This is a genomic window from Streptomyces sp. SP18BB07 (assembly GCF_036322545.1).
In the GTDB taxonomy this organism is placed as follows: domain Bacteria; phylum Actinomycetota; class Actinomycetes; order Streptomycetales; family Streptomycetaceae; genus Streptomyces; species Streptomyces deccanensis.
Window position 1 is genome coordinate 172,729 of sequence record NZ_JAQYWT010000316.1, and the last position, 22,281, is coordinate 195,009.

The 22,281-nt window shown below is 67.8% G+C and carries 19 protein-coding genes; 16 read left to right on the forward strand and 3 right to left on the reverse strand.

Translation table 11 applies throughout. The features are described from left to right. Position 1: 1 nt before the first annotated feature. From PUR53_RS21685 to PUR53_RS21700, 4 genes are all read left to right on the forward strand, one after another. Positions 2–1,771 (forward strand): hypothetical protein, encoded by a 1,770-nt coding sequence (locus tag PUR53_RS21685; RefSeq protein WP_329909355.1) that lies wholly within the window; start codon positions 2–4, stop codon positions 1,769–1,771. Positions 1,772–1,865: 94 nt separating this feature from the next. Beyond that, entirely contained in the window at positions 1,866–3,089 is a 1,224-nt protein-coding gene (locus tag PUR53_RS21690; RefSeq protein ID WP_329909356.1) for a S8 family serine peptidase, read from the forward strand. Positions 3,090–3,185: 96 nt separating this feature from the next. After that, positions 3,186–3,533, forward strand: a complete 348-nt coding sequence (locus PUR53_RS21695; protein WP_239757580.1) for a WXG100 family type VII secretion target — start codon at positions 3,186–3,188, stop codon at positions 3,531–3,533. A 68-nt stretch (positions 3,534–3,601) separates the two neighbouring features. After that, on the forward strand, positions 3,602–3,904 hold the full coding sequence (locus tag PUR53_RS21700) for a WXG100 family type VII secretion target (protein ID WP_037691669.1): 303 nt from the start codon (positions 3,602–3,604) through the stop codon (positions 3,902–3,904). A 100-nt stretch (positions 3,905–4,004) separates the two neighbouring features. On the opposite strand, the gene eccCa is transcribed toward PUR53_RS21700, so the two are convergent. Next, positions 4,005–7,979: a type VII secretion protein EccCa gene (gene eccCa, locus PUR53_RS21705; protein ID WP_329909347.1), complete on the reverse strand. Its 3,975-nt coding sequence runs from the start codon at positions 7,977–7,979 to the stop codon at positions 4,005–4,007. A gap of 330 nt (positions 7,980–8,309) precedes the next feature. On the opposite strand from eccCa, the gene eccD reads away from it, so the two are divergent. After that, positions 8,310–9,824, forward strand: coding sequence for a type VII secretion integral membrane protein EccD (eccD, locus tag PUR53_RS21710; protein WP_443078197.1), 1,515 nt, complete (start codon positions 8,310–8,312; stop codon positions 9,822–9,824). A gap of 258 nt (positions 9,825–10,082) precedes the next feature. Here the strand turns inward: eccD and PUR53_RS21715 are convergent, their stop codons facing one another. Continuing rightward, positions 10,083–10,388, reverse strand: a complete 306-nt coding sequence (locus PUR53_RS21715) for a DUF397 domain-containing protein (RefSeq protein ID WP_329898934.1) — start codon at positions 10,386–10,388, stop codon at positions 10,083–10,085. Positions 10,389–10,552: 164 nt separating this feature from the next. Here PUR53_RS21715 and PUR53_RS21720 point away from each other — a divergent pair, with 164 nt between their 5' ends. The 8 genes from PUR53_RS21720 (at position 10,553) to PUR53_RS21755 (ending at position 17,437) form a co-directional block, all read left to right on the forward strand. After that, the gene (locus PUR53_RS21720) at positions 10,553–10,861 is read left to right on the forward strand and encodes a hypothetical protein (protein WP_329898935.1); all 309 of its coding nucleotides are present in this window, start codon (positions 10,553–10,555) and stop codon (positions 10,859–10,861) included. After that, the gene (locus PUR53_RS21725) at positions 10,858–11,112 is read left to right on the forward strand and encodes a hypothetical protein (protein WP_329898936.1); all 255 of its coding nucleotides are present in this window, start codon (positions 10,858–10,860) and stop codon (positions 11,110–11,112) included. The genes PUR53_RS21720 and PUR53_RS21725 overlap by 4 nt, the downstream gene beginning before the upstream one ends. Before the next feature lie 282 nt (positions 11,113–11,394). Further along, complete coding sequence (locus PUR53_RS21730) at positions 11,395–11,631, forward strand: hypothetical protein (protein ID WP_329898937.1); 237 nt, start codon at positions 11,395–11,397, stop codon at positions 11,629–11,631. 251 nt (positions 11,632–11,882) lie between these two features. Then, positions 11,883–12,170 carry a 30S ribosomal protein S15 gene (rpsO, locus tag PUR53_RS21735; RefSeq protein WP_030041128.1) on the forward strand — a complete coding sequence of 96 codons (288 nt, stop codon included), beginning with the start codon at positions 11,883–11,885 and terminating at the stop codon, positions 12,168–12,170. A 426-nt stretch (positions 12,171–12,596) separates the two neighbouring features. Beyond that, positions 12,597–14,816 (forward strand): polyribonucleotide nucleotidyltransferase, encoded by a 2,220-nt coding sequence (locus tag PUR53_RS21740; RefSeq protein ID WP_329898938.1) that lies wholly within the window; start codon positions 12,597–12,599, stop codon positions 14,814–14,816. Next, positions 14,813–16,192: a M16 family metallopeptidase gene (locus PUR53_RS21745; protein WP_329898939.1), complete on the forward strand. Its 1,380-nt coding sequence runs from the start codon at positions 14,813–14,815 to the stop codon at positions 16,190–16,192. The genes PUR53_RS21740 and PUR53_RS21745 overlap by 4 nt, the downstream gene beginning before the upstream one ends. A gap of 21 nt (positions 16,193–16,213) precedes the next feature. Beyond that, the gene (gene dapB, locus PUR53_RS21750) at positions 16,214–16,966 is read left to right on the forward strand and encodes a 4-hydroxy-tetrahydrodipicolinate reductase (RefSeq protein WP_329909348.1); all 753 of its coding nucleotides are present in this window, start codon (positions 16,214–16,216) and stop codon (positions 16,964–16,966) included. 15 nt (positions 16,967–16,981) lie between these two features. Further along, positions 16,982–17,437, forward strand: a complete 456-nt coding sequence (locus PUR53_RS21755; protein WP_329909349.1) for a hypothetical protein — start codon at positions 16,982–16,984, stop codon at positions 17,435–17,437. Between the two features lie 73 nt (positions 17,438–17,510). On the opposite strand, the gene PUR53_RS21760 is transcribed toward PUR53_RS21755, so the two are convergent. Beyond that, entirely contained in the window at positions 17,511–18,068 is a 558-nt protein-coding gene (locus PUR53_RS21760; protein WP_329898942.1) for a hypothetical protein, read from the reverse strand. A 188-nt stretch (positions 18,069–18,256) separates the two neighbouring features. Here PUR53_RS21760 and thyX point away from each other — a divergent pair, with 188 nt between their 5' ends. From thyX to PUR53_RS21775, 3 genes are all read left to right on the forward strand, one after another. Continuing rightward, positions 18,257–18,997, forward strand: coding sequence for an FAD-dependent thymidylate synthase (gene thyX / locus PUR53_RS21765; RefSeq protein WP_239757589.1), 741 nt, complete (start codon positions 18,257–18,259; stop codon positions 18,995–18,997). Between the two features lie 231 nt (positions 18,998–19,228). Further along, positions 19,229–20,128, forward strand: coding sequence for a 4-hydroxy-tetrahydrodipicolinate synthase (gene dapA, locus PUR53_RS21770; protein ID WP_329909350.1), 900 nt, complete (start codon positions 19,229–19,231; stop codon positions 20,126–20,128). A 150-nt stretch (positions 20,129–20,278) separates the two neighbouring features. Further along, the gene (locus PUR53_RS21775; RefSeq protein WP_329898944.1) at positions 20,279–21,964 is read left to right on the forward strand and encodes a ribonuclease J; all 1,686 of its coding nucleotides are present in this window, start codon (positions 20,279–20,281) and stop codon (positions 21,962–21,964) included. The last annotated feature ends 317 nt before the right edge of the window (positions 21,965–22,281 follow it).

Genomic DNA, 22,281 nt, shown 5'->3' on the forward strand with positions numbered 1-22,281 from the left:
GATGACTGACAAACGGCATGAGGCGGACGTCGACCGCGTCGAAGGGCAGAACGGCGTCACGGATATTGTCCGAGGGTTTGAGGACCGTCCGCAAGGTGGCTTGCTCAACCGTATGGTGCGCTCGGCCTTCGTGGACAGTTCGCTGGGGCGGACCATCGCGGATCGGACGGACTTCGAGAAGCGTGACTTCGACCTCAATCAGCTGATTGACCTCGTCGAGCGAACGGACCCGGAGGACCTGGAATCCTCAGGCAAGGCGCTGTGGGATGCGCGCGACGCCATCAAGGCGGCAGCTGACGAACTCGAAGGCCACATCGACAACGTCCACTGGGTCGGAGAATCGGGTGATGCCTTCCGCAAGTGGGGCAGCTCGCTCGTCATCAACACGCACCACTTGAGTGACTTCGCGGGAACTGCAGGGGACCAGATCACCGCAGCCGCCGTGGGACTTGCGTCTGTGCGCGGTGCCATGCCGTCTCGTGACGCGGAAGCGAGCCGGAAGCGGCCCGAGCACTTCACTGAGGCTGAGAAAGTCGCGGACAAGAGCGAGTACGCGGCAGCCGTACGGGTGGAGAAGGACCGTCAAGAGGCGATCAACCAGATGAACCGGTTGGCCTCGTACTACGCGGTGTCCGAAGAGGTGCTGGCGTCCCTACCTGCCAAGGACAGGACGCCGGAGTTCACGGCCATGCCTGATGTCGGAGTTCCCAAGCCCGTGGCTCCGCAGGTGGATTATGGCCCTTCGGCGGCCGGTTCGGGCTCACACACCCACGGGGCAACACCTTCCGTGGGCGCTCAGGCCACTGGCGATATCTCCAGGCACAGTGCAAGCGACAACCAGCACACCACCGAGGGCGTCACCAGTAAGATTACGTACCCCGATCAGCCAGTCCGTACCAATATCGACAGCGTCGGCACGCTGCCACCCTCCACGACTACACCCGTGACCGGCCACATTCCGCCGTCGCAGGGTACCCCTGCTCCCGGTGGCGGCCAGCCGGGCATGTTCGAGGGTGGGCTAAGGGCACCGGTCTCAAACGGCACGTCAGGCCGGAACCTGGGCGGATCGAATAATTTCCGTAATCCTGCGTCGGCTCAGGGGCGCACTGGTTTGCCCGGTTCGCCTAGTTCGGCTCCTGGACGCTCTACGGGGCAAGGGCCCATGAACCAGATGGGGCGACCCACGTCGACCGGACGGCCCACTGCCGGAGGCATGGCTCCCGGATCGCATTCGTCCCAGATGGGCCGCGCGGTCACCGGTGGTACGCCGCGAGCCGGTGGTACGGCTGCTCCGCAGGCGAACAGCCGTCCTGTGACCGGAGCCGGTCGTGTGAATGGAGTTGTCGGGGGACAGCCCACTGCCGCCGGCGCTTCCGCGAAGGGTGGGGCGAGAATTCCTCGCGGTACGGTGATCGGTGGCGAGGGGGCGACGGCCAACTCGCGGCCTACTACTGGTCGGCCGGGACAGCGTGGGGTTTTCGGAGCGCCTGAGACCGGGGCGAGGTCGAGTTCGAGCGCGACACCCCCTCGTGGGGGTTCGGGAACAACCGAGGCTGTCACGGGTAGGCCGACCGCACGCAACTCCGTGTCAGGAGCCGAGCGTAACGGTCTGACGCGTGGCGGTGCCGGACTCGTGCGCGGCCCTGGCCACGGGACGCCCGGTGACGACGGGAACACCCAGGGGTCACCGTGCGTCGACCACCGGATCGAAGACGAAGAGACTGACCTGCCTCACAGGCCGCGGCGTGACGTGCCGCCGGTCGTCAACTGACCGAGCATGAGCGAGGACACGGAACACGATGACGTCAGGGACCAGCCGACGAGCCGAGCAGGCCATGTTCCACGGATCGCGCTGCGGTAGACGAGTGCGGGCTGTGGGTGCTCTGATCGGTGCCCTGGCGGCCGTGAGTGTGGGATTCGCCTCTGGTGCCGCTGCGTACGACGCCCAGTCCAAGCAGTGGTACCTGGAAACGATGCAGGCCCAACAGATGTGGAAGGTCAGCACAGGCAAGGGCATCAAGGTCGCTGTTATCGACAGCGGGGTGAACGCAGATACCCCGTCCCTGAAGGGGCAGGTCCTGGTCGACGAAGTGCCCAAGTCGGTTGCGTACGGCGCCACGGACGATCAACTCGGCCATGGAACCTCCATGGCCGAGTTGATCGCAGGTACGGGAGCAGACGGAGGCCTGCAGGGGTTGGCGCCGGGGGCGAAGATCATTCCGTATCGCATTGAGCTTGAGGGGCTGAAGGGCGGGGCGGAGGAACGGGAGAAGACCCCTGATCTCATAGAAGCGATCAGGGCGGCAGCCGACACTGACGCGCAGATCATCAGCATGTCGTTCGGAGCAGTGGGGCCGAGTTCCAAGGAGAAGGAAGCCATCGAGTACGCCGCTTCGAAAGGCAAGCTGATGATCGCCTCGGTTGGTAACAAGGGGCAGACCAAAGGCGCGATCGGCTATCCGGCCGCATACCCGTACGTGCTCGGGATCGCGGCAGTGGACCCCTCCCTGACGGTGCCAGAGTTCTCCTCGTCAGGAAATTACGTGGATCTCTCGGCGCCAGGGGATGGCTTCCCGGGGTGGTGTGATGCGACCTTCCGCTCGTACTGCGACGACAGGTCTGGCACGAGTCCCGCGGTCGCCATAGCCGCCGCCTCCGCGGCCCTGATCTGGTCCGTCCACCCTGACTGGACGGTGAACCAGGTCACCCGCTCCCTGATCGACACCGCTGGCCGCACATGGGCGAAGGACGAACCGAGCAAGTACGCCGGTTATGGCTTCGTCCGTCCTCGGATGGTTCTCAAGGACCCGGACTATGACGCCGGCTCTGCCCACGTCGACCCTCTCGCAAAGGACAACGGCGGAGATCTTCTGGCCAACTCCGCGTCCGCTGCCTCGCCCTCCCCCTCTCCGTCAAGCGCATCACCGGCCCCCGAAAAACGCTCTACAGGCGGTACCTCGGCTGCAGACTCAGCTGCGGAATCGACCGATGACAGCAACACCCTCTGGATCGCGCTCGCCGCGGCCGCCGCGGCCATCGTGATCGGTGGTGTCGGCGTGGCCGTCATGCGGGCGCGACGCGCCAGGTGACATCGACAGCCGTAGAAGGCCGTCACGAGCCCTGCGCTGTTCGGCTCAAGCCAAGACAGTTGGATCAGCAAGCAGAAACAGAAAGGACGGCTGACCATGGCCGGCAAGCAGAAGCTCGAAAACGATGCAGTAATTCTGCTCCAGAAGCAGATGCTCTCGAAGTACGAGAACGTCAAGTCGCGTGTTCACAGGCTTCAGGGAATCATCGACAGCCTGGAGACCGGTCAGTGGGACGGAATCGGCCGAGCCGCGTTCGACAAGAAGCAGTTCGAGATCAACGAATCGCTGCGGAACATGGGCAACATCCTTGCTGAGGTCATCGACGCGATGACCTCGGCGCGCAACATCGTCGACAGCAAGGAAGACGAGGTGCGCGCGGCGGTCAACAGGATCGACCTCCAGGACGGTGCCCCGACGGTTTCTCCGTTCAGTTCCATGAGTTGAGCCTTTTTTGGACCAAGGCCGGACTTATGGCCGCATCAGCACGGACCAGTGAGACGAGGTTGGTAGAGATGGCCGGTAACTACACCGACGGACTTTCCGTCACTTATGACGCGCTCGACATCACGGCGACCAAAATCGCCAATGAGGCGAGGGACCTTGAGCAGGACCTGCAGGAGCTGAAGAGGCTCGTCGAGAACAGCTTGCAGTACTGGGAGGGTGAGTCCCAGAGCGCCTTCGATGCCAAGCTGAAGAGGTGGGACAAGGAAGCCACCGACATCCACACCGCGCTCACGGGTATCGGTCACGTCGTGGCAACGGCGGGTGGTACCTACATGGAAGGTGACAAGCGGGGAGCGAGTTACCTTCAGTAGCACGAGGTTCGTGGAGCAGTTCCGGGGTGGGCGCGCGCGGGAGGCGCCCACCCCGTCGTTGGATCAGGGCCATGGCCGACGATCAGCAGACCGGCACCCGTCACACATTCTCGTCCTCGGTCAACCCGACCTGGACCAACGGCTTCCCCCGCTTCCGAGACACGAACACACCGCGCCCCGCAGGCATCGGCCGCGGCCGTACACCGCCCAGCAGGTCGCCCTCGCCCGGGTCGCCCGCGAGGACGACGCCTTGAGCCCCGAGTTCCTTGATGCGCTGAGTGAAGGCCTCGTAGCCTGCGCGGCCGGCGCCCGCGGTGGAGCGGGCGATGATGAAGCGGACGCCGACATCACGGGCGAACGGGAGCATGTCCGTGAGTCCCGACAGCGGGTTGCCGCTCGACGTGGACACCAGGTCGTAGTCGTCAACGATCACGAACACCGTGGGGCCCCGCCACCAGCTGCGGTTGCGCAGTTGCTCCTGTGTGACGTCCGCGGTGGGGGTGCGGCGTTGCATGAGGTCGGCCAGGGCGTCCATGTGGTGCTGCATCTGGTTCGACATGGGGATGTACTCCGCCAAATGGGAAGGAGGGGTGACACCCAGCAGCGAGCGGCGGTTGTCGACCACGAACAGCTTGCAGTTGTTGCTGTCGTAGCGCTCGGTGAGACGCTTGATGAGCAGTTTCAGCAGATTCGACTTGCCGGACTCGCTCTCGCCGAAGATGAGGAAGAACGGGTCCTGGTCGAAGTCCACGAACACCGGCTCGAGGCTGTCCTCGTCGAGGGCGAAGGAGATACCGCGGTTCGGGAAGCGGTTGCCCGGGGGCAGCTGAGCTGCGGGGAACTCCCGCGGCAGCAAGCGGACTTCGGGAGCGCCAGGCTGTTGCCAGTGGCGGCCGACATCGGAGGCGAGGGCCGCCGTCGCCTCCGCCAGGTCCGTGTCGGAGGACAGACCGTCGATACGCGGGACCGCCGCCATGAAGTGTTGCTTCTGCGGTGTCTGACCGCGTCCAGGAACACCTGTGGGAACGTTCGCTGCCACCTTGCGGTCGAACTCGGAGTCCATGGGGTCGCCGAGCCGCAACTCCAAACGGTTCATCAGATGATCCTTGAGGTTCGAACGGACCTCCATGGAGCGCGAGGCGGTGAGGATCAGGTGGATGCCGTAACCGAGGCCGCGCGCCGCGATGTCCAGGATCACCGGATCCAATGCCTCGTAGTCGGTACGGAAATTGCCCCAGCCGTCGATGGCGAGGAAGACGTCGCCCCAGGGCTGGTCGGTCACTGAGATGTCCCCCCGTGCACGGCGCGCACGGAACTCGGCGATCGACGAGATGTTCGCGGTGCGGAAGTACTCCTCACGGCGGGTCAGGACGCCGTACACCTCGGCCACCGTACGCCGGACCTTCTCGGGGTCCAGTCGTGAGGCCACCCCTCCCACGTGCGGCAGGTCGGCCACGGCCGACAGACCGCCACCACCGAAGTCGAGGCCGTAGAACTGCACTTCGTGAGGGGTGTGGGTGAGTGCGAACGACGCGATGATCGAGCGCAGCAGTGTCGACTTGCCGGACTGCGGGCCGCCGAGGACCTGCATGTGGCCGGCCGCGCCGCCGAAGTCGGTCCAGAGCGGTTCGCGCCGCTGCTCATACGGCTTGTCGACGAGGCCGACCGGGACGACGAGCCGACCGGCACCCTCGTAACCGGGCTGTGTCATGCCCCTGCCGGGCACCGGAGCCAGCCCCGGGAGCAACGAGTCGAGGGAGGGCGGACTGTCCAGTGGGGGAAGCCACACCTGGTGGGCGGCCGGCCCCTGGGCCTCCAGACGCCGGACGATCACGTCAAGCACGGTGTCGGCGAGCGCGTCGTCCTGCTGCGCGTCGGGCTCCTCCTGACGCTGCTGCGGTACCGGCGCGTACTGCACAGGGACATCGGCCGCGGTGAACAGCACGGGCCGACGGTCGACCGGGAGCGGTCCGCCGGGCACGACGGGCTGCTGGGAACCCGTGCGGTACACCCCGGAGACGTACGCTGCCTTGAAGCGCACCATCTCCTCCGTACCGAACTTCAGGATGCCGGAGCCCGGCACGTTCGGCAGCTCGTACGCGTCGGGGACGCCGATCGCGGCGCGGGACTCGGCCGACGAGAACGTCCGCAGACCGATCCGGTACGACAGGTAGGTCTCCAGCCCTCTCAGGCGGCCTTCCTCCAGACGCTGCGAGGCGAGCAGCAGGTGCACACCCAGAGAACGGCCGATACGGCCGATCTGCACGAACATCTCGATGAAGTCCGGCTTCGCGGTGAGCAGTTCGCTGAACTCGTCGATCACCAGGACCAGCGACGGAATGGGCTGCAGCGGTGCGCCGGCGGCGCGGGCCTTCTCGTAGTCGTGAATGTTGGCGTAGTTGCCGGCATCGCGGAGCAGCTCCTGGCGACGGTTCAGCTCACCGCGGATCGAATCGCCCATGCGGTCGACGAGGGTCAGGTCGTCCGCGAGGTTGGTGATCACGGCCGCCACGTGGGGCATCTGCGCCATGCCGGCGAAGGTCGCACCACCCTTGAAGTCCGCCAGGACGAAGTTCAGAGTTTCGGAGGAGTGGGTCACGGCCAGGCCCAGGACCAGCGTGCGCAGCAGCTCCGACTTTCCGGAACCGGTCGCGCCGACGCAGAGGCCGTGGGGACCCATGCCCTCCTGTGCGGCCTCCTTGAGGTCGAGCATCACGGGCCGGCCGTCCTCGCCGAGGCCGATCGGCACGCGCAGCCGCTCCGACTGCGAACGCGGGCGCCAGGTGCGCCGTGGGTCGACCGAAGCCGCGTCGCCCAGGTTCAGCAGTTCCGTGAAATCCAGGTTGGCCAGCAGCGGTTCGCCGTCGTCGCCACCCGACGCCATGCGCAGCGGCGCCAGTTGTCGGGCAAGAGCTTCGGCGGCCTCGTACGACAGGACGTCCGGTGTGCCCTCGTAGACCATGCCGTGCGCCGACTCGAGGCGCAGTTCCTTGGGCTGCACGATGATCGAGAGGTCGCCGCGCCCGGAGCTGAGGTCTCCGGGGACGATCTCGATGACCGTCACGCTCTGCAGGCCTTCAGGACTGGCCAACAGGGAAGCGGGTGGCAGTGAGACACCGTCGAGCAGGACGACCAAGTGCGGTTGCTCGGAGACCGGCGGAGCGGCGGGGTGGAAACGCGGGCGGCCCTGGAGGACGGCGGTCAGCCGGTCCTCCAGTTCCATGGGATCGGTGGTGATCAGACGCATGCTGCCCGCGCCGTCCGTGACGCCCCGTGTCTGCGTGTGGGGCAGCCACTTAGCCCATTCCCACGCGGGCGCCGCCTCCCGCCCGGTGGCGACCGCGATGACCAGGTCCTCGGATGAGTGCAGCGCCGCGAGGCAGGCCGTGACCGCTCGGGCGGTGCCGCGCACGGTGCCGGGTTCGCCACTGATCGTCACGTGGTAGAAGGCGCGCAGCGAGACCGCCATCGGCAGGTCCTCGATCGTGCTGTGTGTGGCCAGGAAACGCTGCATGGCCCCGGCGGTCAGCGGCTCCAACTCGTCGACCGGAGCGGTCTGCGGTGCGATCAGGGGAGTGGCCAGGCCCTGGGGGCCGAGGCCGACGCGCACCTGCCCGAAGTCCTCGTCACCGGTGCGCCGCTCCCACACCCGGCTGCCCTCGGCGACCAAAGCCCACAGTTGCTCCGGTGAAGGATGCAGGTAGTACTGCGCATCGCGCTGGGCCTTGGCGGTGTCCATGGCCTGGTGCCGCGTCTGCGACAGGTAACGCAGGTAGTCCCGTCGGATGTCCGCCAGTTGGCCCTGGTTGCCGCGGCGGTAGCGGACCAGCATCGCGACGCCCATGGCGATCGTGGAGGCCACCATCACCATGCCCATGATCTTCATGAAGGGCTGGGCCTGCGGGTTGAAGAAGAACACCACGGAACCGCCCATGCCGAGCATGGGCAGGAGTTGCATGAGTGCACCCTCCTGCTGCCCACGCGGAAGCTCCGGCGGAGGCTGCAGCACGACCTCGTCCGTGGGCACTTCCTTCGGCAGCGCCCGCGGTGGGCGCTTGACGACGATGTGGCTCACTACGCACCAATTCCCTTGCCGGACCGAGATGTTTCGTCCGCCGCCCCGTGTCCGGCGGACGTCGATCGCGAACGGTGATCCTACTGACAACCACCGATACCGGCGGGCGGTAGGGTGCCCATGAGGTGTGTGAGCAGTTGCGAATCGTTCCGGGAAAACCGGGCAATCCGCAACGCTCGGAACCAAGCGCCGCCCCGCACTTCCCGGGCGTGACGACATCGTTGCCCGGTTGCGCGGGCGGCGCGGCGCAACGTGCACAGGATCTTTGCGGGCGGACGGGTACGCAGCGGCACCGCGGACCGCCCGATCACCGACGAGGGGGAACAGCAGGTGAGCTTGACGGCCTCCGCGCCGGTCGGCGCGACCGGCGGACCGGGCATCGGAGCCCCTTCCGGGGCAGGCACGGGCCTCGGTTTCTGCCGGGTCACCATCGTGGCACCCGACAGCCGCATCGATGTGGCGCTGCCCGACGACGTACCGGTCGCCGACCTGTATCCGGAGATCCTGAGGCTTTCCCAGCAGAGCCCTGACGAAGGTGCTCCTGTCGGCTATCACCTCGTACGCCGTGACGGCACAGTCCTCGACGGAGCGCGGTCGTTCGCGGCGCAGCGCATCCTCGACGGAGAGTTGCTCACCCTGCGTCCGTTCGCAGCATCGCTGCCGCCGGCCGTCCTCGACGACGTCTCCGAGGCGGTGGCCGCTGCCGTCACCCGTGACCGCACCCTCTGGAACGGCGAACTCACACGGACCGCCGGTCTCATCGCGGGCGGCGTCCTGCCGGTGCTGCTGGCGTTCGTGGCCTGGAGCTCCGAGATCCGTCACGACATGCACAGCCTGCAGGGCGTCATCGCCGGCGTTTTCGGACTGCTGTTGCTCACCATCGCCTGCGTGCGCGCACGGGTGTACGGCGATCGCGGCTCAGCGATCGCTCTCGGCCTGGGCTCCTTCCCGAACGTCGCTGTGGCCGGTTCCGGACTGCTTCCTCTCTCCGAGGGACAGGGCATCGGGCGGCTGCAGTTTCTGCTCGCCTGCACGGCCGTCCTGCTCGCCGCCGTGGTACTCACCTTGTTGTCGCCCGGAGGCGACGGCCCCTTCGTGGCCTTCGTCTTCGCCACCGCGATCGGTCTGATCACCACCTTCATCGCCATCCTCACGAAGCTGCGGCCCATCGAGACGGCCGCCATCTGTGCTCCGCTCTCCGTTGTCGCGCTTGCCTTCCTGCCCGGCCTGTCCATGCGCTTCGCGCGCTTGCCGATCGGTTTCGAACCGCCCAATCCGTCCTGGGGCGGCTACGACGAGGGTGAGCCGGACGCGCAGGATCCCATCGACGTCGAACGCGTCGCGGCCCAGGCCCGCCGCGGCCACGAGCTTCTCGTCGGTCTTGTCGGCGGCTGTGCGCTCGTCTCCGTGGGCGCGTCGATCGTCCTGGCCTTCTCCGGCAATGTGTGGGCGGAACTTCTGGCTCTGTCCACAGGTGTGGCGATGTTGATGCGCGCCCATCTCTTCCGCTACACCGCGCAGGTGAGCGCTGCCCTGGCGGCAGGCCTCACGGCCCTGGTCTTCCTCGGACTCGGGCTCGCCCTGAACCCGCCGCAGGACTATGTGCGCGACGCCGTCCTCGGCGATACGACTGCCCTCGACATCCGTAGCGTCTGGCTCGCTGCGGCGATCGCCGCAGCCGTCGTCCTTGTCACCGCGATCGGTCTGATCACCCCGCAGCGTGGTGTGACCCCGTTCTGGGGACGCTTCCTGGAGATCGCCGAGAGCTTCGTCCTGCTCACGCTGATCCCACTGGCTCTGGCCGTCTTCGACGTGTACGCACGGGCCCGGGCCCTGACGAGCTAGTGGTGGTGCCCGTCCCGCGTACCTGTCCGGGTAGGAAGCGGGCAGCGCTCTTCCTCCGACGGGCCTGGCGAGCTCTGTCGCAGGGGGCGAGGGTGGACAGGCAGTCAGGGGCCGAACTCCGGCTCGCCTCCTTGCCTTTGCCCCCAACCCACTGTCGCGGCGGATGGGCCAGCGCGTGAACCGTTGTGGTGACGACCCTCGGATACCGTGCAAGCCAATGGGGCAGGGAAGCCGATCGCTGGTTCCCTGCCCCATTCATCAGAGGCCGGTCTCCACGTCCAGCCCCCCATTGTGCGGAGCCGGTTCCAGATCGAACTCGCCGTCCCGGGCTCCCAGCACGAAGGCTCGCCACTCCGCCTCTGTGTAGCGCAGCACGGTCTCCGGGTCGAGCGACGACCGCATCGCCACCGCGCCTTCCGGGAGGTATGCGATCTCCACTCGCTCCTCGTGTTCCTCCGTGCCAGGGGCGCTGTGCCACTCGAGACCCGAGATGTCGAGCGCGTAGAGCTCGTCCTTCTCCCGCTCCTTGCGTGCCTTGAGTTCTTTGTCCTCAGCCTCGGCCATGACGGCATCGATCCTTCCTCTGCGCCAACGCACCGTGAGGTCACCCTACTTGCTGACGTTCTCGCTGCTCAGGGGTTCGCCCAGGTGCGACCGTAACGAGCAGTGTCAGCTTCGTTACAGGGTTCGGTGAGCGAGCGGCAGTGTCCCCATCACACAGGAAGGCCATGGCCTGTGAGCGGCCCGTCCCACTCTCCTGCACCGCCTCCGCCCTCGAATCCGAGCGCCGCACCCGACTTCGGCGCCTGCGAACGGCCGGCGCGGCGGTTCTGGCCGCGTCCGGCGGCGGCGATGCGGAGCCGGAGCGGCGTCCGGTGGCCGTCCGGCAGGCTCCGGACGACTCGTCCATCGGCACCTGGGCGACGGAGAAGGTCTTCGCGAAGGGTGTCGGGGACTACGTCCAGGGGTTCACCCAACACGGGGACAAGAGCCAGGAACTGTACAAGCTCGACTTCCCCGCCCACTGTGCGCGGTGACGCGTCACGTCGGCGTGGCCGGCTGGACGGCCATCACCCACCCCGACCAGAGCTCCGATCCGGACGAGAACCCCATCTCCACGGCCATGAGCCTGCCCTGCGACCGCCTCGCGGTCTTCGACGTCGACACGGGCAAGAAAAGGTGGGACGCGCGGCTGCCGGGCGACGGCAGCGCCATGTCCGTCAACGTCACGATGACCAACGGTGCGGTCCTCGTCACCTGGGACAGGGCTCGGCGGCGTACGACATGACCACAGACAAGCGGCTGCGGGCCGACACCACACCGTCGGCGTGCGAGGACTCCGGGTTCGCGGGCGGCCAGGGTCTGATCGCGCTGCAGCGGTGCGGAGACTCGGGGACCCCGAGTTCCGGGTGGAGAAGGTCGACGCCCGCACGGGCAGGTTCAAGTGGACCCATTCTCGACGACAGGGGCAAGGCGCGCGCCTCGATCCAGCCCAACGTGATCACCAGGTCATCAACTGCAGCGAGACCTTCAACGCTGTGGTGGAGACCTGCAGCCCGATCTTCGTCGGGTGGAGCGGCTCTACATCACGACGGACGACGACATCGTCGCGTACGACCTGGGCATCGGAAGGACCGTGTTCAAGTTCGACTCCATACCCGGACGGAGGATGTACCCGCTGAGGATGAGCGGCGGTGAACTGATCGCGTACCGGGGGTCCGGCAACCTCTCGCCCGCCGCTGTCGTCAGCCTCGATCCGGTGTCCCGCAAGGAGACGCTCCTCCTGCGGCCCGAGCGGCAAGGGTGAGGTCGGGGAGGAGACCACCGTGGCGATCGGTTACGAGAGCGTCGCCCTCGACAGGCGCTGACCGGCCCCCGGTCGGGCCGGTCCCCGACCCTGGTACCCTGTGTGACGGCCGTCTATGTACGCACCTCCGGGCTCTCCCAAGCGCCCCAGAGACCGCGCCGACGGATCCCGTCACCAGAGTCACGTAAGCCCCCCTGAGAAGAAGACCAGGGGCACTCGGTGGCATCAATGAGACTCATGAGGAGTATCGCGTGTCGCTCGACGCCGCTACGAAGAAGCAGATCATCAGCGAGTTCGGTACCAAGGAGGGCGACACCGGCTCCCCCGAGGTCCAGGTCGCGATGCTCTCCCGCCGTATCTCGGACCTGACCGAGCACCTCAAGACCCACAAGCACGACCACCACTCCCGCCGTGGTCTGCTGATCCTGGTCGGTCAGCGTCGCCGCCTGCTGCAGTACCTCGCCAAGAAGGACATCCAGCGCTTCCGTGCGCTGGTCGACCGCCTTGGCATCCGCCGCGGTGCGGCGGGCGCCAAGTAAGACGCCGTGCAGGGGAGCGGTTCCCGGGAGAAAGGGAGCCGCTCCCTTTGCTGTACGCCCCTCCGCGGCACCCGCCGGACCCCAGTGGACCCCGGCGTGACCTTGATGGAAAGGGGCGCGCGCGGCCCCGCCGTACGCGGGACGTACGGGCGGAAACGTGCGGAGTGTCACCACCCCTTTGTAGTGTGGTAGCACAACGCAATAGGCACGACACAGTGTGAGGACGCCCGGGCACGGGCAGCCGCACACACACCGAACGAGGAGAAGCGCACCTCGCCGCCGCCGGTCCTCGGTAGTGGCCCCCGGGGAATTGCGAACCCCGAGGGCTTCGATCGAAGACCGGCCCGCACCAGACGGCGCGCTTCTCCGCCACCGTCCCCCTGCCACACGGGCGGGACCAGGGACGAAGACGAGGAGAATTCACTAGTGGAGAACGAGACCCACTACGCCGAGGCCGTCATCGACAACGGTTCCTTCGGCACCCGCACCATCCGCTTCGAGACGGGCCGCCTGGCCAAGCAGGCCGCCGGCTCCGCCGTGGCGTACCTGGACGACGACACCATGGTGCTGTCGGCCACCACCGCCTCCAAGAACCCCAAGGACCAGCTCGACTTCTTCCCCCTCACGGTGGACGTCGAGGAGCGGATGTACGCCGCCGGCAAGATCCCCGGCAGCTTCTTCCGCCGTGAGGGCCGTCCCTCCGAGGACGCCATCCTCACCTGCCGCCTCATCGACCGCCCGCTGCGCCCGTCCTTCAAGAAGGGCCTGCGCAACGAGATCCAGGTCGTCGCCACGATCATGGCGCTCAACCCCGACCACCTGTACGACGTCGTGGCGATCAACGCCGCCTCCGCGTCCACGCAGCTGGCCGGTCTGCCCTTCTCCGGCCCGATCGGCGGCGTCCGCGTCGCGCTGATCAACGGTCAGTGGGTGGCCTTCCCGACGCACTCCGAGCTCGAGGACGCCGTCTTCGACATGGTCGTCGCGGGCCGCACCCTGGAGGACGGCGACGTCGCGATCATGATGGTCGAGGCCGAGGCCACCGAGAAGACCATCCAGCTGGTCAAGGGCGGCGCCGAAGCGCCGACCGAGGAGGTCGTCGCCGCCGGTCTGGACGCCGCGAAGCCCTTCATCAAGGTCCTCTGCAAGGCCCAGGCCGACCTTGCGTCGAAGGCCGCCAAGCCCACCGGCGAGTTCCCGATCTTCCTCGACTACCAGGACGACGTCCTGGAGGCCCTCACGGCCGCCGTCAAGGACGAGCTCGCCCAGGCGCTCACCATCGCCGGCAAGCAGGAGCGCGAGTCCGAGCTGGACCGCGTCAAGGCGCTCGCCGCCGAGAAGCTGCTCCCGCAGTTCGAGGGCCGCGAGAAGGAGATCTCCGCCGCGTACCGCTCGCTGACCAAGTCCCTGGTCCGTGAGCGCGTCATCAAGGAGAAGAAGCGCATCGACGGCCGCGGCGTGACGGACATCCGTACGCTCGCCGCCGAGGTCGAGGCCATCCCGCGTGTGCACGGCTCCGCCGTGTTCGAGCGTGGCGAGACCCAGATCCTGGGCGTCACCACCCTCAACATGCTCCGCATGGAGCAGCAGCTCGACACCCTGTCGCCGGTGACGCGCAAGCGCTACATGCACAACTACAACTTCCCGCCGTACTCCACCGGCGAGACGGGCCGCGTCGGCTCCCCGAAGCGCCGCGAGATCGGCCACGGCGCCCTCGCCGAGCGCGCCCTCGTCCCGGTCCTGCCGACGCGTGAGGAGTTCCCCTACGCGATCCGCCAGGTCTCCGAGGCGCTCAGCTCCAACGGCTCGACGTCCATGGGCTCGGTCTGCGCCTCCACCATGTCGCTTCTGAACGCCGGTGTGCCGCTGAAGGCCCCCGTCGCCGGTATCGCCATGGGTCTGATCTCCCAGGAGATCGACGGCGAGACGCACTACGTCACCCTCACCGACATCCTCGGTGCGGAGGACGCCTTCGGCGACATGGACTTCAAGGTCGCCGGCACCAAGGAGTTCGTCACCGCCCTCCAGCTCGACACCAAGCTGGACGGCATCCCGGCCTCCGTCCTGGCCGCCGCCCTCAAGCAGGCCCGTGACGCCCGCCTCCACATCCTCGACGTGATGATGGAAGCGATCGACACGCCGGACGAGATGTCCCCCAACGCCCCGCGGATCATCACCGTCAAGATCCCCGTGGACAAGATCGGTGAGGTCATCGGCCCGAAGGGCAAGATGATCAACCAGATCCAGGAGGACACCGGCGCCGAGATCACGATCGAGGACGACGGCACCATCTACATCGGTGCCCAGGTCGGCTCGCAGGCCGAGGCCGCCCGCGCCACGATCAACGGCATCGCCAACCCGACCATGCCGGAGGTCGGCGAGCGCTACCTGGGTACGGTCGTCAAGACCACCACCTTCGGCGCGTTCGTGTCGCTGCTCCCGGGCAAGGACGGACTGCTGCACATCTCGCAGATCCGCAAGCTGGCCGGCGGCAAGCGCGTGGAGAACGTCGAGGACGTCGTCGGCGTGGGCGCCAAGGTCCAGGTCGAGATCGCCGAGATCGACTCCCGCGGCAAGCTCTCCCTCATCCCCGTGATCGAGGGCGAAGAGAGCTCCGAGGACAAGAAGGACGACACCGACCAGTGACGTCCCGTAGCTCCAAGGCGACGGCCCGCACCTCCACGGAGGCGCGGGCCGTCGCCCGTACCCAAACCCTGATCAAGGGCAGAGACGGCATCGGTACGGTCCGCAAGACCACCCTCCCGGGCGGCCTGCGCATCGTCACCGAGACCCTGCCGTCCGTGCGCTCCGCCACCTTCGGCATCTGGGCGCACGTCGGCTCCCGCGACGAGACGCCCGCGCTGAACGGCGCCACGCACTACCTGGAGCACCTGCTCTTCAAGGGCACCACCCGGCGCAGCGCACTCGACATATCGTCCGCGATCGACGCGGTCGGCGGCGAGATGAACGCGTTCACGGCCAAGGAGTACACGTGCTACTACGCGCGCGTGCTCGACTCCGACCTGCCGCTGGCCATCGACACGGTCTGCGACATGCTCACCGGCTCGCTCATCCGCGAGGAGGACGTCGACGTCGAACGCGGCGCCATCCTCGAGGAGATCGCGATGACCGAGGACGACCCGGGCGACTGCGTGCACGACCTGTTCGCGCACACCATGTTCGGCGACACCCCCCTCGGCCGCCCGGTCCTCGGCACGGTCGACACGGTCAACGCCCTCAGCGCCGACCGCATCCGCCGCTTCTACAAGAAGCACTACGACCCCACCCACCTCGTGGTCGCCTGCGCCGGCAACATCGACCACAACAAGGTCGTACGCCAGGTCCGTGCCGCCTTCGAGAGCGCCGGCGCCCTCACCCGCGTCGACGCCACCCCGATCGCCCCGCGCGAGGGCACTCGGAGCCTGCGCACGGCCGGTCGTGTCGAGCTGATCGGGCGCAAGACCGAGCAGGCGCACGTCGTCCTCGGTATGCCCGGCCTCTCCCGCACCGACGACCGCCGCTGGGCCCTCGGCGTCCTCAACACGGCACTGGGCGGTGGCATGTCCTCCCGCCTCTTCCAGGAGGTCCGGGAGAAGCGCGGCCTCGCCTACAGCGTGTACTCGTACACGTCGGGCTTCGCGGACTGCGGCCTCTTCGGCGTCTATGCCGGCTGCCGTCCCTCCCAGGTGCACGACGTGCTCAAGATCTGCCGAGACGAACTCGACCAGGTCGCTCAGCACGGGCTGCCCGACGACGAGATCGAGCGCGCCATCGGCCAGCTCCGCGGTTCCACGGTCCTCGGCCTGGAGGACACCGGCGCGATCATGAACCGCATCGGCAAGAGCGAGCTGTGCTGGGGCGAGCAGATGTCCGTCGACGAGATGCTGACCCGGATAGCCATGGTGACCCCGGACGAGATCCGTGACGTGGCCCGCGAGATCCTGGGCCGGCGCCCCTCCCTGTCGGTGATCGGCCCGCTCAAGGACAAACAGGCGTCCCGTCTGCACGAAGCCGTCGCCTAACCCCAGTTAAGGAACCAAGCAATGAGCAAGCTGCGCGTGGCGGTCCTCGGTGCCCGGGGCCGTATCGGCTCCGAGGCCGTACGGGCCGTCGAGGCCGCCGAGGACATGGAGCTGGTCGCCGCCCTGAGCCGGGGCGACAAGCTGGAGACGCTGGCGGAGACCGGCGCCCAGGTGGTCGTCGAACTGACCACCCCCGCCTCGGTCATGGACAACCTCGACTACTGCGTACGCCACGGCATCCACGCGGTCGTCGGTACGACGGGCTGGACCGACGAGCGCCTCGCGCAGCTGAACGGCTGGCTGGCCGCATCCCCCGAGACCGGCGTGCTCATCGCGCCCAACTTCTCCATCGGGGCCGTCCTGAACATGAAGTTCGCGCAGATCGCCGCCCCCTACTTCGAGTCGGTGGAGGTCGTCGAACTACACCACCCGAAGAAGGTCGACGCCCCTTCGGGCACCGCCACGCGCACGGCTCAGCTCATCGCCGAGTCACGGCGCGCGGCAGGCACGGCCCTGGCGCCTGACGCCACGGAGACGGCTCTGGACGGCGCGCGCGGCGCGGACGTCGACGGCATCCCCGTCCACTCCGTCCGGCTGCGCGGCCTGCTGGCCCACCAGGAGGTCCTCCTCGGCGGCGAGGGCGAGACCCTCACCATCCGCCACGACTCCCTCCACCACAGCAGCTTCATGCCGGGCATCCTGCTCGGCGCTCGCCGCGTGGTGACCACCCCGGGCCTCACCTTCGGCCTCGAACACTTCCTCGACCTGGGCTGACAGGCCGGGATCGTCATGCGCGCGAAGATCACCTACGCCGTCACGGCAGCCGTCCTGGTCGTCTACTTCGTCCTGGTCGGCAGCCGCGGGGTCCTGCTCATAGAGACCGGCACACCGGTCACGATCGCCTTCGGCGTCGCCGTGCTCGTCCTGCCGGCGATCGGTCTCTGGTTTCTCTGGAAGAACACCCAGTTCGTCCGCAGGGCCAACCAGCTCGCCGCCGAACTCGACGCCGAAGGGGGCCTGCCCGTCGACGAGTTGAAGCGCACCCCGAGCGGCCGCATCGACCGCGACTCGGCCGACGAGATCTTCGCGCAGCGCAAGGCGGAGACCGAGGACGCGCCCGACGACTGGCGCAGCTGGTTCCGTCTCGCCGTCGCCTACCACGACGCCCGCGACACCCCCCGGGCCCGTAAGGCCATGCAGCGGGCCATCGCCCTCCACGACGGCAGGCCGACGCCGACCGCCTGACCCGCCGCACCCCCGCACACACGACTGAGGGGCCGACCGCACCAGCGGACCGGCCCCTCAGTCGCGTGTTCGACTACGCGGCGCGTCCGTACTCCGCCGCCCACGCCTCGATCGTGTCGGCCGCCCGGTCGAAGGCCTCCGTACGCGCCAGGAAATCGGCGTTGTGCGTGGTCATCAGCGGCGTCACGTATTCCTGCACGCGGTCCCGGCGGACGAGGAGCAGCGCCTGCCCCTGCACGGACCGGGGGAGCCCGAGCCACCGCACCGGCTGCTGCACGGTACGCACCGAGACGCTCGCCTCCCAGGACGCCGTACGCGTGCGGAAGAAGCCCACCTGCCGCACCCCGCGCGCGCTCACCCAGATGCCGACCCGCAGCAGCCGCAGGGCGCAGGCGATGATGAGCAGCGCCGCCCCGAAGCAGATCGCGCCCGCCTGCGCCGTCTCGGCCGCCGTGATGATGACCGCCGCGACCAGCACGTACGAGGCGAGCAGCAGCAGGAGCGCGGCCGCGCCGACCCGCCAGGGGCCGGGCCGGTAGGGGCGCCGCCAGCGGTCACGGTCCTCGAAGGGCAGCGCTTCGTCCACTGCCTGGTCGAAGGCGCGGTCGGCGGTCAGGAAGGGCAGGGGCACGGCTGATCCTCACTCAATCCACGCACAGGGTCGCCGGGTGAGGCTACCGAGCCGGACCCGTCCCCACCACTCTCGGAGTCCAACAGGGGCACAAGAGGGGGCGACTCGGGGCATCCGGGCCGCCTGTCGGTGCCGGCCCGTAGAGTGGGCGCCGCCCGAGAGCAGCCATGGGAAGGACCCTCCGAGCCGTGACCGACACCCCCGTCGACGATCTCAAGCCCAGCTTCCGCAGCGATGTCACCGTCGAGTTGGTGAAGCACAGCGCCGCCGACTCGGACGTGCTGTGGGCCGCCCGCGTCTCCACCGCCGGCGAGCAGTCCCTGGAGGAGCTGCAGAAGGACCCGGAGCGCTCCAAGGGCCTCATCAACTACCTCATGCGGGACCGGCACGGCAGCCCCTTCGAGCACAACTCGATGACCTTCTTCATCAGCGCCCCGATCTTCGTCTTCCGTGAGTTCATGCGCCACCGGGTGGGCTGGTCCTACAACGAGGAGTCCGGGAGGTACCGGGAGCTGCAGCCCGTCTTCTACGTCCCGGACGAGGCCCGCAAGCTCGTCCAGGAGGGGCGTCCCGGCAAGTACGTCTTCGTGGAGGGCACCCAGGCGCAGCAGGAGCTGGTCGGGCGGGTCATGGAGGACTCGTACGTCCACGCGTACGAGGCGTACCAGGAGATGCTGGCCGCCGGCGTGGCCCGCGAGGTCGCCCGCTCGGTCCTCCCGGTCGGGCTCTTCTCGTCGATGTACGCCACCTGCAACGCCCGCTCGCTGATGCACTTCCTCGGCCTGCGCACCCAGCATGAGCTCGCCAAGGTCCCGTCCTTCCCGCAGCGCGAGATCGAGATGGTGGGCGAGCGGATGGAGGCGGAGTGGGCGAGGCTCATGCCGCTCACGCACGCCGCGTTCAACGCGAACGGCCGCGTCGCGCCGTAGCGGACCACGCCGAGCCGTGGCGAACCGTCGACTTTCGGCCAGGCACAGATGTACGGGTCAGCCGAGCGAAGTGTCCGTATTGCGGCATTTCGAGAAGTTCATCTAGCCTGATCAAACGGACCCGGCACTGCTTGAACCCCCGAGCAGGCAGTGCCGGGCTCCGCATTTGTCCAGACTTTTCCCGCCCCCCGAGGGCAGACCGTGCCCTGAGCAGCGAGTAGCGTGTTACCCATGGCTCCGACCTCGACTCCGCAGACCCCCTTCGGGCGGGTCCTCACCGCCATGGTCACGCCCTTCACGGCGGACGGCGCACTCGACCTCGACGGCGCGCAGCGGCTCGCCGCCCACCTGGTGGACGCAGGCAACGACGGCCTGGTCATCAACGGCACCACCGGCGAGTCCCCCACCACCAGTGACGCGGAGAAATCGGACCTGGTACGAGCCGTCCTCGAAGCCGTCGGCGACCGCGCGCACATCATCGCCGGCGTCGGCACGAACGACACCCACCACAGCACCGAGCTGGCCCGCGCCGCCGAGAAGGTCGGCGCCCACGGCCTCCTCGTCGTCACGCCGTACTACAACAAGCCCCCGCAGGAGGGCCTGTACCGCCACTTCAAGGCGATCGCCGACGCCGCCGAGCTGCCGGTCATGCTCTACGACATCCCGGGCCGCAGCGGCGTCCCGATCGACACGGAGACGATCGTCCGGCTCGCCGAGCACCCGCGCATCGTCGCCAACAAGGACGCCAAGGGCGACCTCGGCCGCGCCAGCTGGGCCATCGCCCGCTCGGGTCTTGCCTGGTACTCCGGCGACGACATGCTCAACCTCCCGCTGCTCTCCGTGGGCGCGGTCGGCTTCGTCTCGGTCGTCGGCCACGTCGTCACCCCCGAGCTGCGCGCCCTCGTCGAGGCGTACGTCTCCGGTGACGTCCAGAAGGCAACCGAGATCCACCAGAAGCTGCTCCCGGTCTTCACCGGCATGTTCCGCACCCAGGGCGTGATGACCACCAAGGCGGCGCTCGCCCTCCAGGGCCTGCCCGCCGGACCGCTGCGCGCCCCCATGGTGGAGCTTTCGCCCGAGGAGACCGCCCAGCTCAAGATCGATCTTGGTGCCGGCGGGGTACAGCTCTAGCACCGGACTTCGCACGACGCGACAACCAGACTTCACAACTGAATAGGCAGGACGAAAGCGCCTGCATCCACATCCACAACTGCTTTTGCACGAACGTCATGCGCGCCACGTGCCACAGAGGTACGTGGCGCGCGTGGTGAGGAGAGTCTTTTGAGTCATCCGCATCCTGAACTCGGCCCGCCGCCGCCGCTCCCCGAGCGGGGCCTGCGGGTCACCCCGCTGGGCGGTCTCGGCGAGATCGGCCGGAACATGACCGTCTTCGAGTACGGCGGCCGATTGCTGATCGTCGACTGCGGGGTGCTCTTCCCCGAGGAGGAGCAGCCCGGAATCGACCTGATCCTGCCGGACTTCTCGTCCGTCAGGGACCGCCTCGACGACATCGAGGGCATCGTCCTCACGCACGGCCACGAGGACCACATCGGCGCGGTCCCGTATCTGCTGCGCGAGAAGCCCGACATCCCGCTGATCGGCTCCAAGCTGACCCTCGCCCTGATCGAGGCGAAGCTCCAGGAGCACCGCATCCGCCCGTACACCCTTGAGGTGGTCGAGGGGAACCGCGAGCGCATCGGCCCCTTCGACTGCGAGTTCGTCGCGGTCAACCACTCCATCCCGGACGCCCTCGCCGTGGCCATCCGCACCCCTGCGGGCATGGTGGTCCACACGGGTGACTTCAAGATGGACCAGCTCCCGCTGGACAACCGCCTCACCGACCTCCACGCGTTCGCACGGCTGAGCGAAGAGGGCATCGATCTCCTTCTCTCGGACTCCACGAACGCGGAGGTTCCGGGGTTCGTTCCGCCCGAGCGCGACATCTCCAACGTCCTGCGCCAGGTCTTCGCGGGTGCCAGCAAGCGGATCATCGTGGCCAGCTTCGCCAGCCACATCCACCGCATCCAGCAGATCCTCGACGCAGCCCACGAGTACGGCCGCAGAGTCGCCTTCGTCGGCCGCTCGATGGTCCGGAACATGGGCATCGCCCGCGACCTCGGCTATCTGAAGGTCCCGCCAGGCCTGGTCGTGGACGTCAAGACACTCGACGACCTGCCGCAGCACGAGATCGTCCTCGTCTGCACCGGATCGCAGGGTGAGCCGATGGCGGCCCTGTCCCGTATGGCCAACCGGGACCACCAGATCCGTATCGTCCAGGGCGACACGGTGATCCTGGCGTCGTCCCTGATCCCCGGCAACGAGAACGCGGTCTACCGCGTCATCAACGGCCTGACCCGCTGGGGCGCGAACGTTGTCCACAAGGGCAACGCCAAGGTCCACGTCTCCGGACACGCCTCGGCCGGCGAACTGCTGTACTTCTACAACATCTGCCGCCCGAAGAACCTGATGCCGGTGCACGGCGAATGGCGCCACCTGCGCGCCAACGCGGAACTGGGCGCCCTGACCGGCGTACCGCACGACCGCATCGTCATCGCCGAGGACGGCGTGGTCGTCGACCTCATCGAGGGCAAGGCCAGGATCTCGGGCAAGGTCCAGGCCGGTTATGTGTACGTCGACGGCCTCTCGGTCGGTGACGTCGGTGAGCCGGCGCTCAAGGACCGCAAGATCCTGGGGGACGAGGGCATCATCTCCGTCTTCGTCGTCGTGGACTCCTCCACCGGCAAGATCACCGGTGGTCCCCACATCCAGGCCCGCGGCTCCGGCATCGAGGACTCCGCGTTCAGTGCGGTCGCTCCGAAGATCACCGAGGTTCTGGAGCGTTCGGCACAGGACGGGGTCGTCGAGCCCCACCAGCTGCAGCAACTCATCCGCCGCACGCTCGGCAAGTGGGTCTCGGACACCTACCGGCGCAGGCCGATGATCCTGCCTGTGGTGGTTGAGGTCTGACCCTCCGTCAGCGCCTGACTGGAGCGGGGCCCCTCGATTTGCATCGGGGCGCTCCGCTCCAGTACGTTTACGGCTCCGCCCAGGGGGGAACCCGGTGCAACTGATGCGCCAGGAGCCGCCCGGACCGGGTGGAAATTCCGACTCAGAACCTCTGATAAAGTCGGAACCGCCGGAAAGGGAAACGCGGAAGCGGAAACCTGGAAAGCACCGAGGAAATCGGAACCGGAAACGGTCTGATAGAGTCGGAAACGCAAGACAGCAAGACCGAAGGGAAACTGCCCGGAGGAAAGCCTGAGGAAGTAGCTCGGGTGAGTACA

Bases quoted from the DNA above. Each gene is read 5' to 3' on its own strand.
- PUR53_RS21685 (WP_329909355.1), top strand. From the start codon at position 2: ATGACTGACAAACGGCATGAGGCGGACGTCGACCGCGTCGAAGGGCAG.
- PUR53_RS21695 (WP_239757580.1), top strand. From the start codon at position 3,186: ATGGCCGGCAAGCAGAAGCTCGAAAACGATGCAGTAATTCTGCTCCAG.
- PUR53_RS21700 (WP_037691669.1), top strand. From the start codon at position 3,602: ATGGCCGGTAACTACACCGACGGACTTTCCGTCACTTATGACGCGCTC.
- PUR53_RS21715 (WP_329898934.1), bottom strand. From the start codon at position 10,388: ATGGCCGAGGCTGAGGACAAAGAACTCAAGGCACGCAAGGAGCGGGAG.
- PUR53_RS21720 (WP_329898935.1), top strand. From the start codon at position 10,553: ATGGCCTGTGAGCGGCCCGTCCCACTCTCCTGCACCGCCTCCGCCCTC.
- dapB (WP_329909348.1), top strand. From the start codon at position 16,214: ATGAGCAAGCTGCGCGTGGCGGTCCTCGGTGCCCGGGGCCGTATCGGC.
- PUR53_RS21755 (WP_329909349.1), top strand. From the start codon at position 16,982: ATGCGCGCGAAGATCACCTACGCCGTCACGGCAGCCGTCCTGGTCGTC.
- dapA (WP_329909350.1), top strand. From the start codon at position 19,229: ATGGCTCCGACCTCGACTCCGCAGACCCCCTTCGGGCGGGTCCTCACC.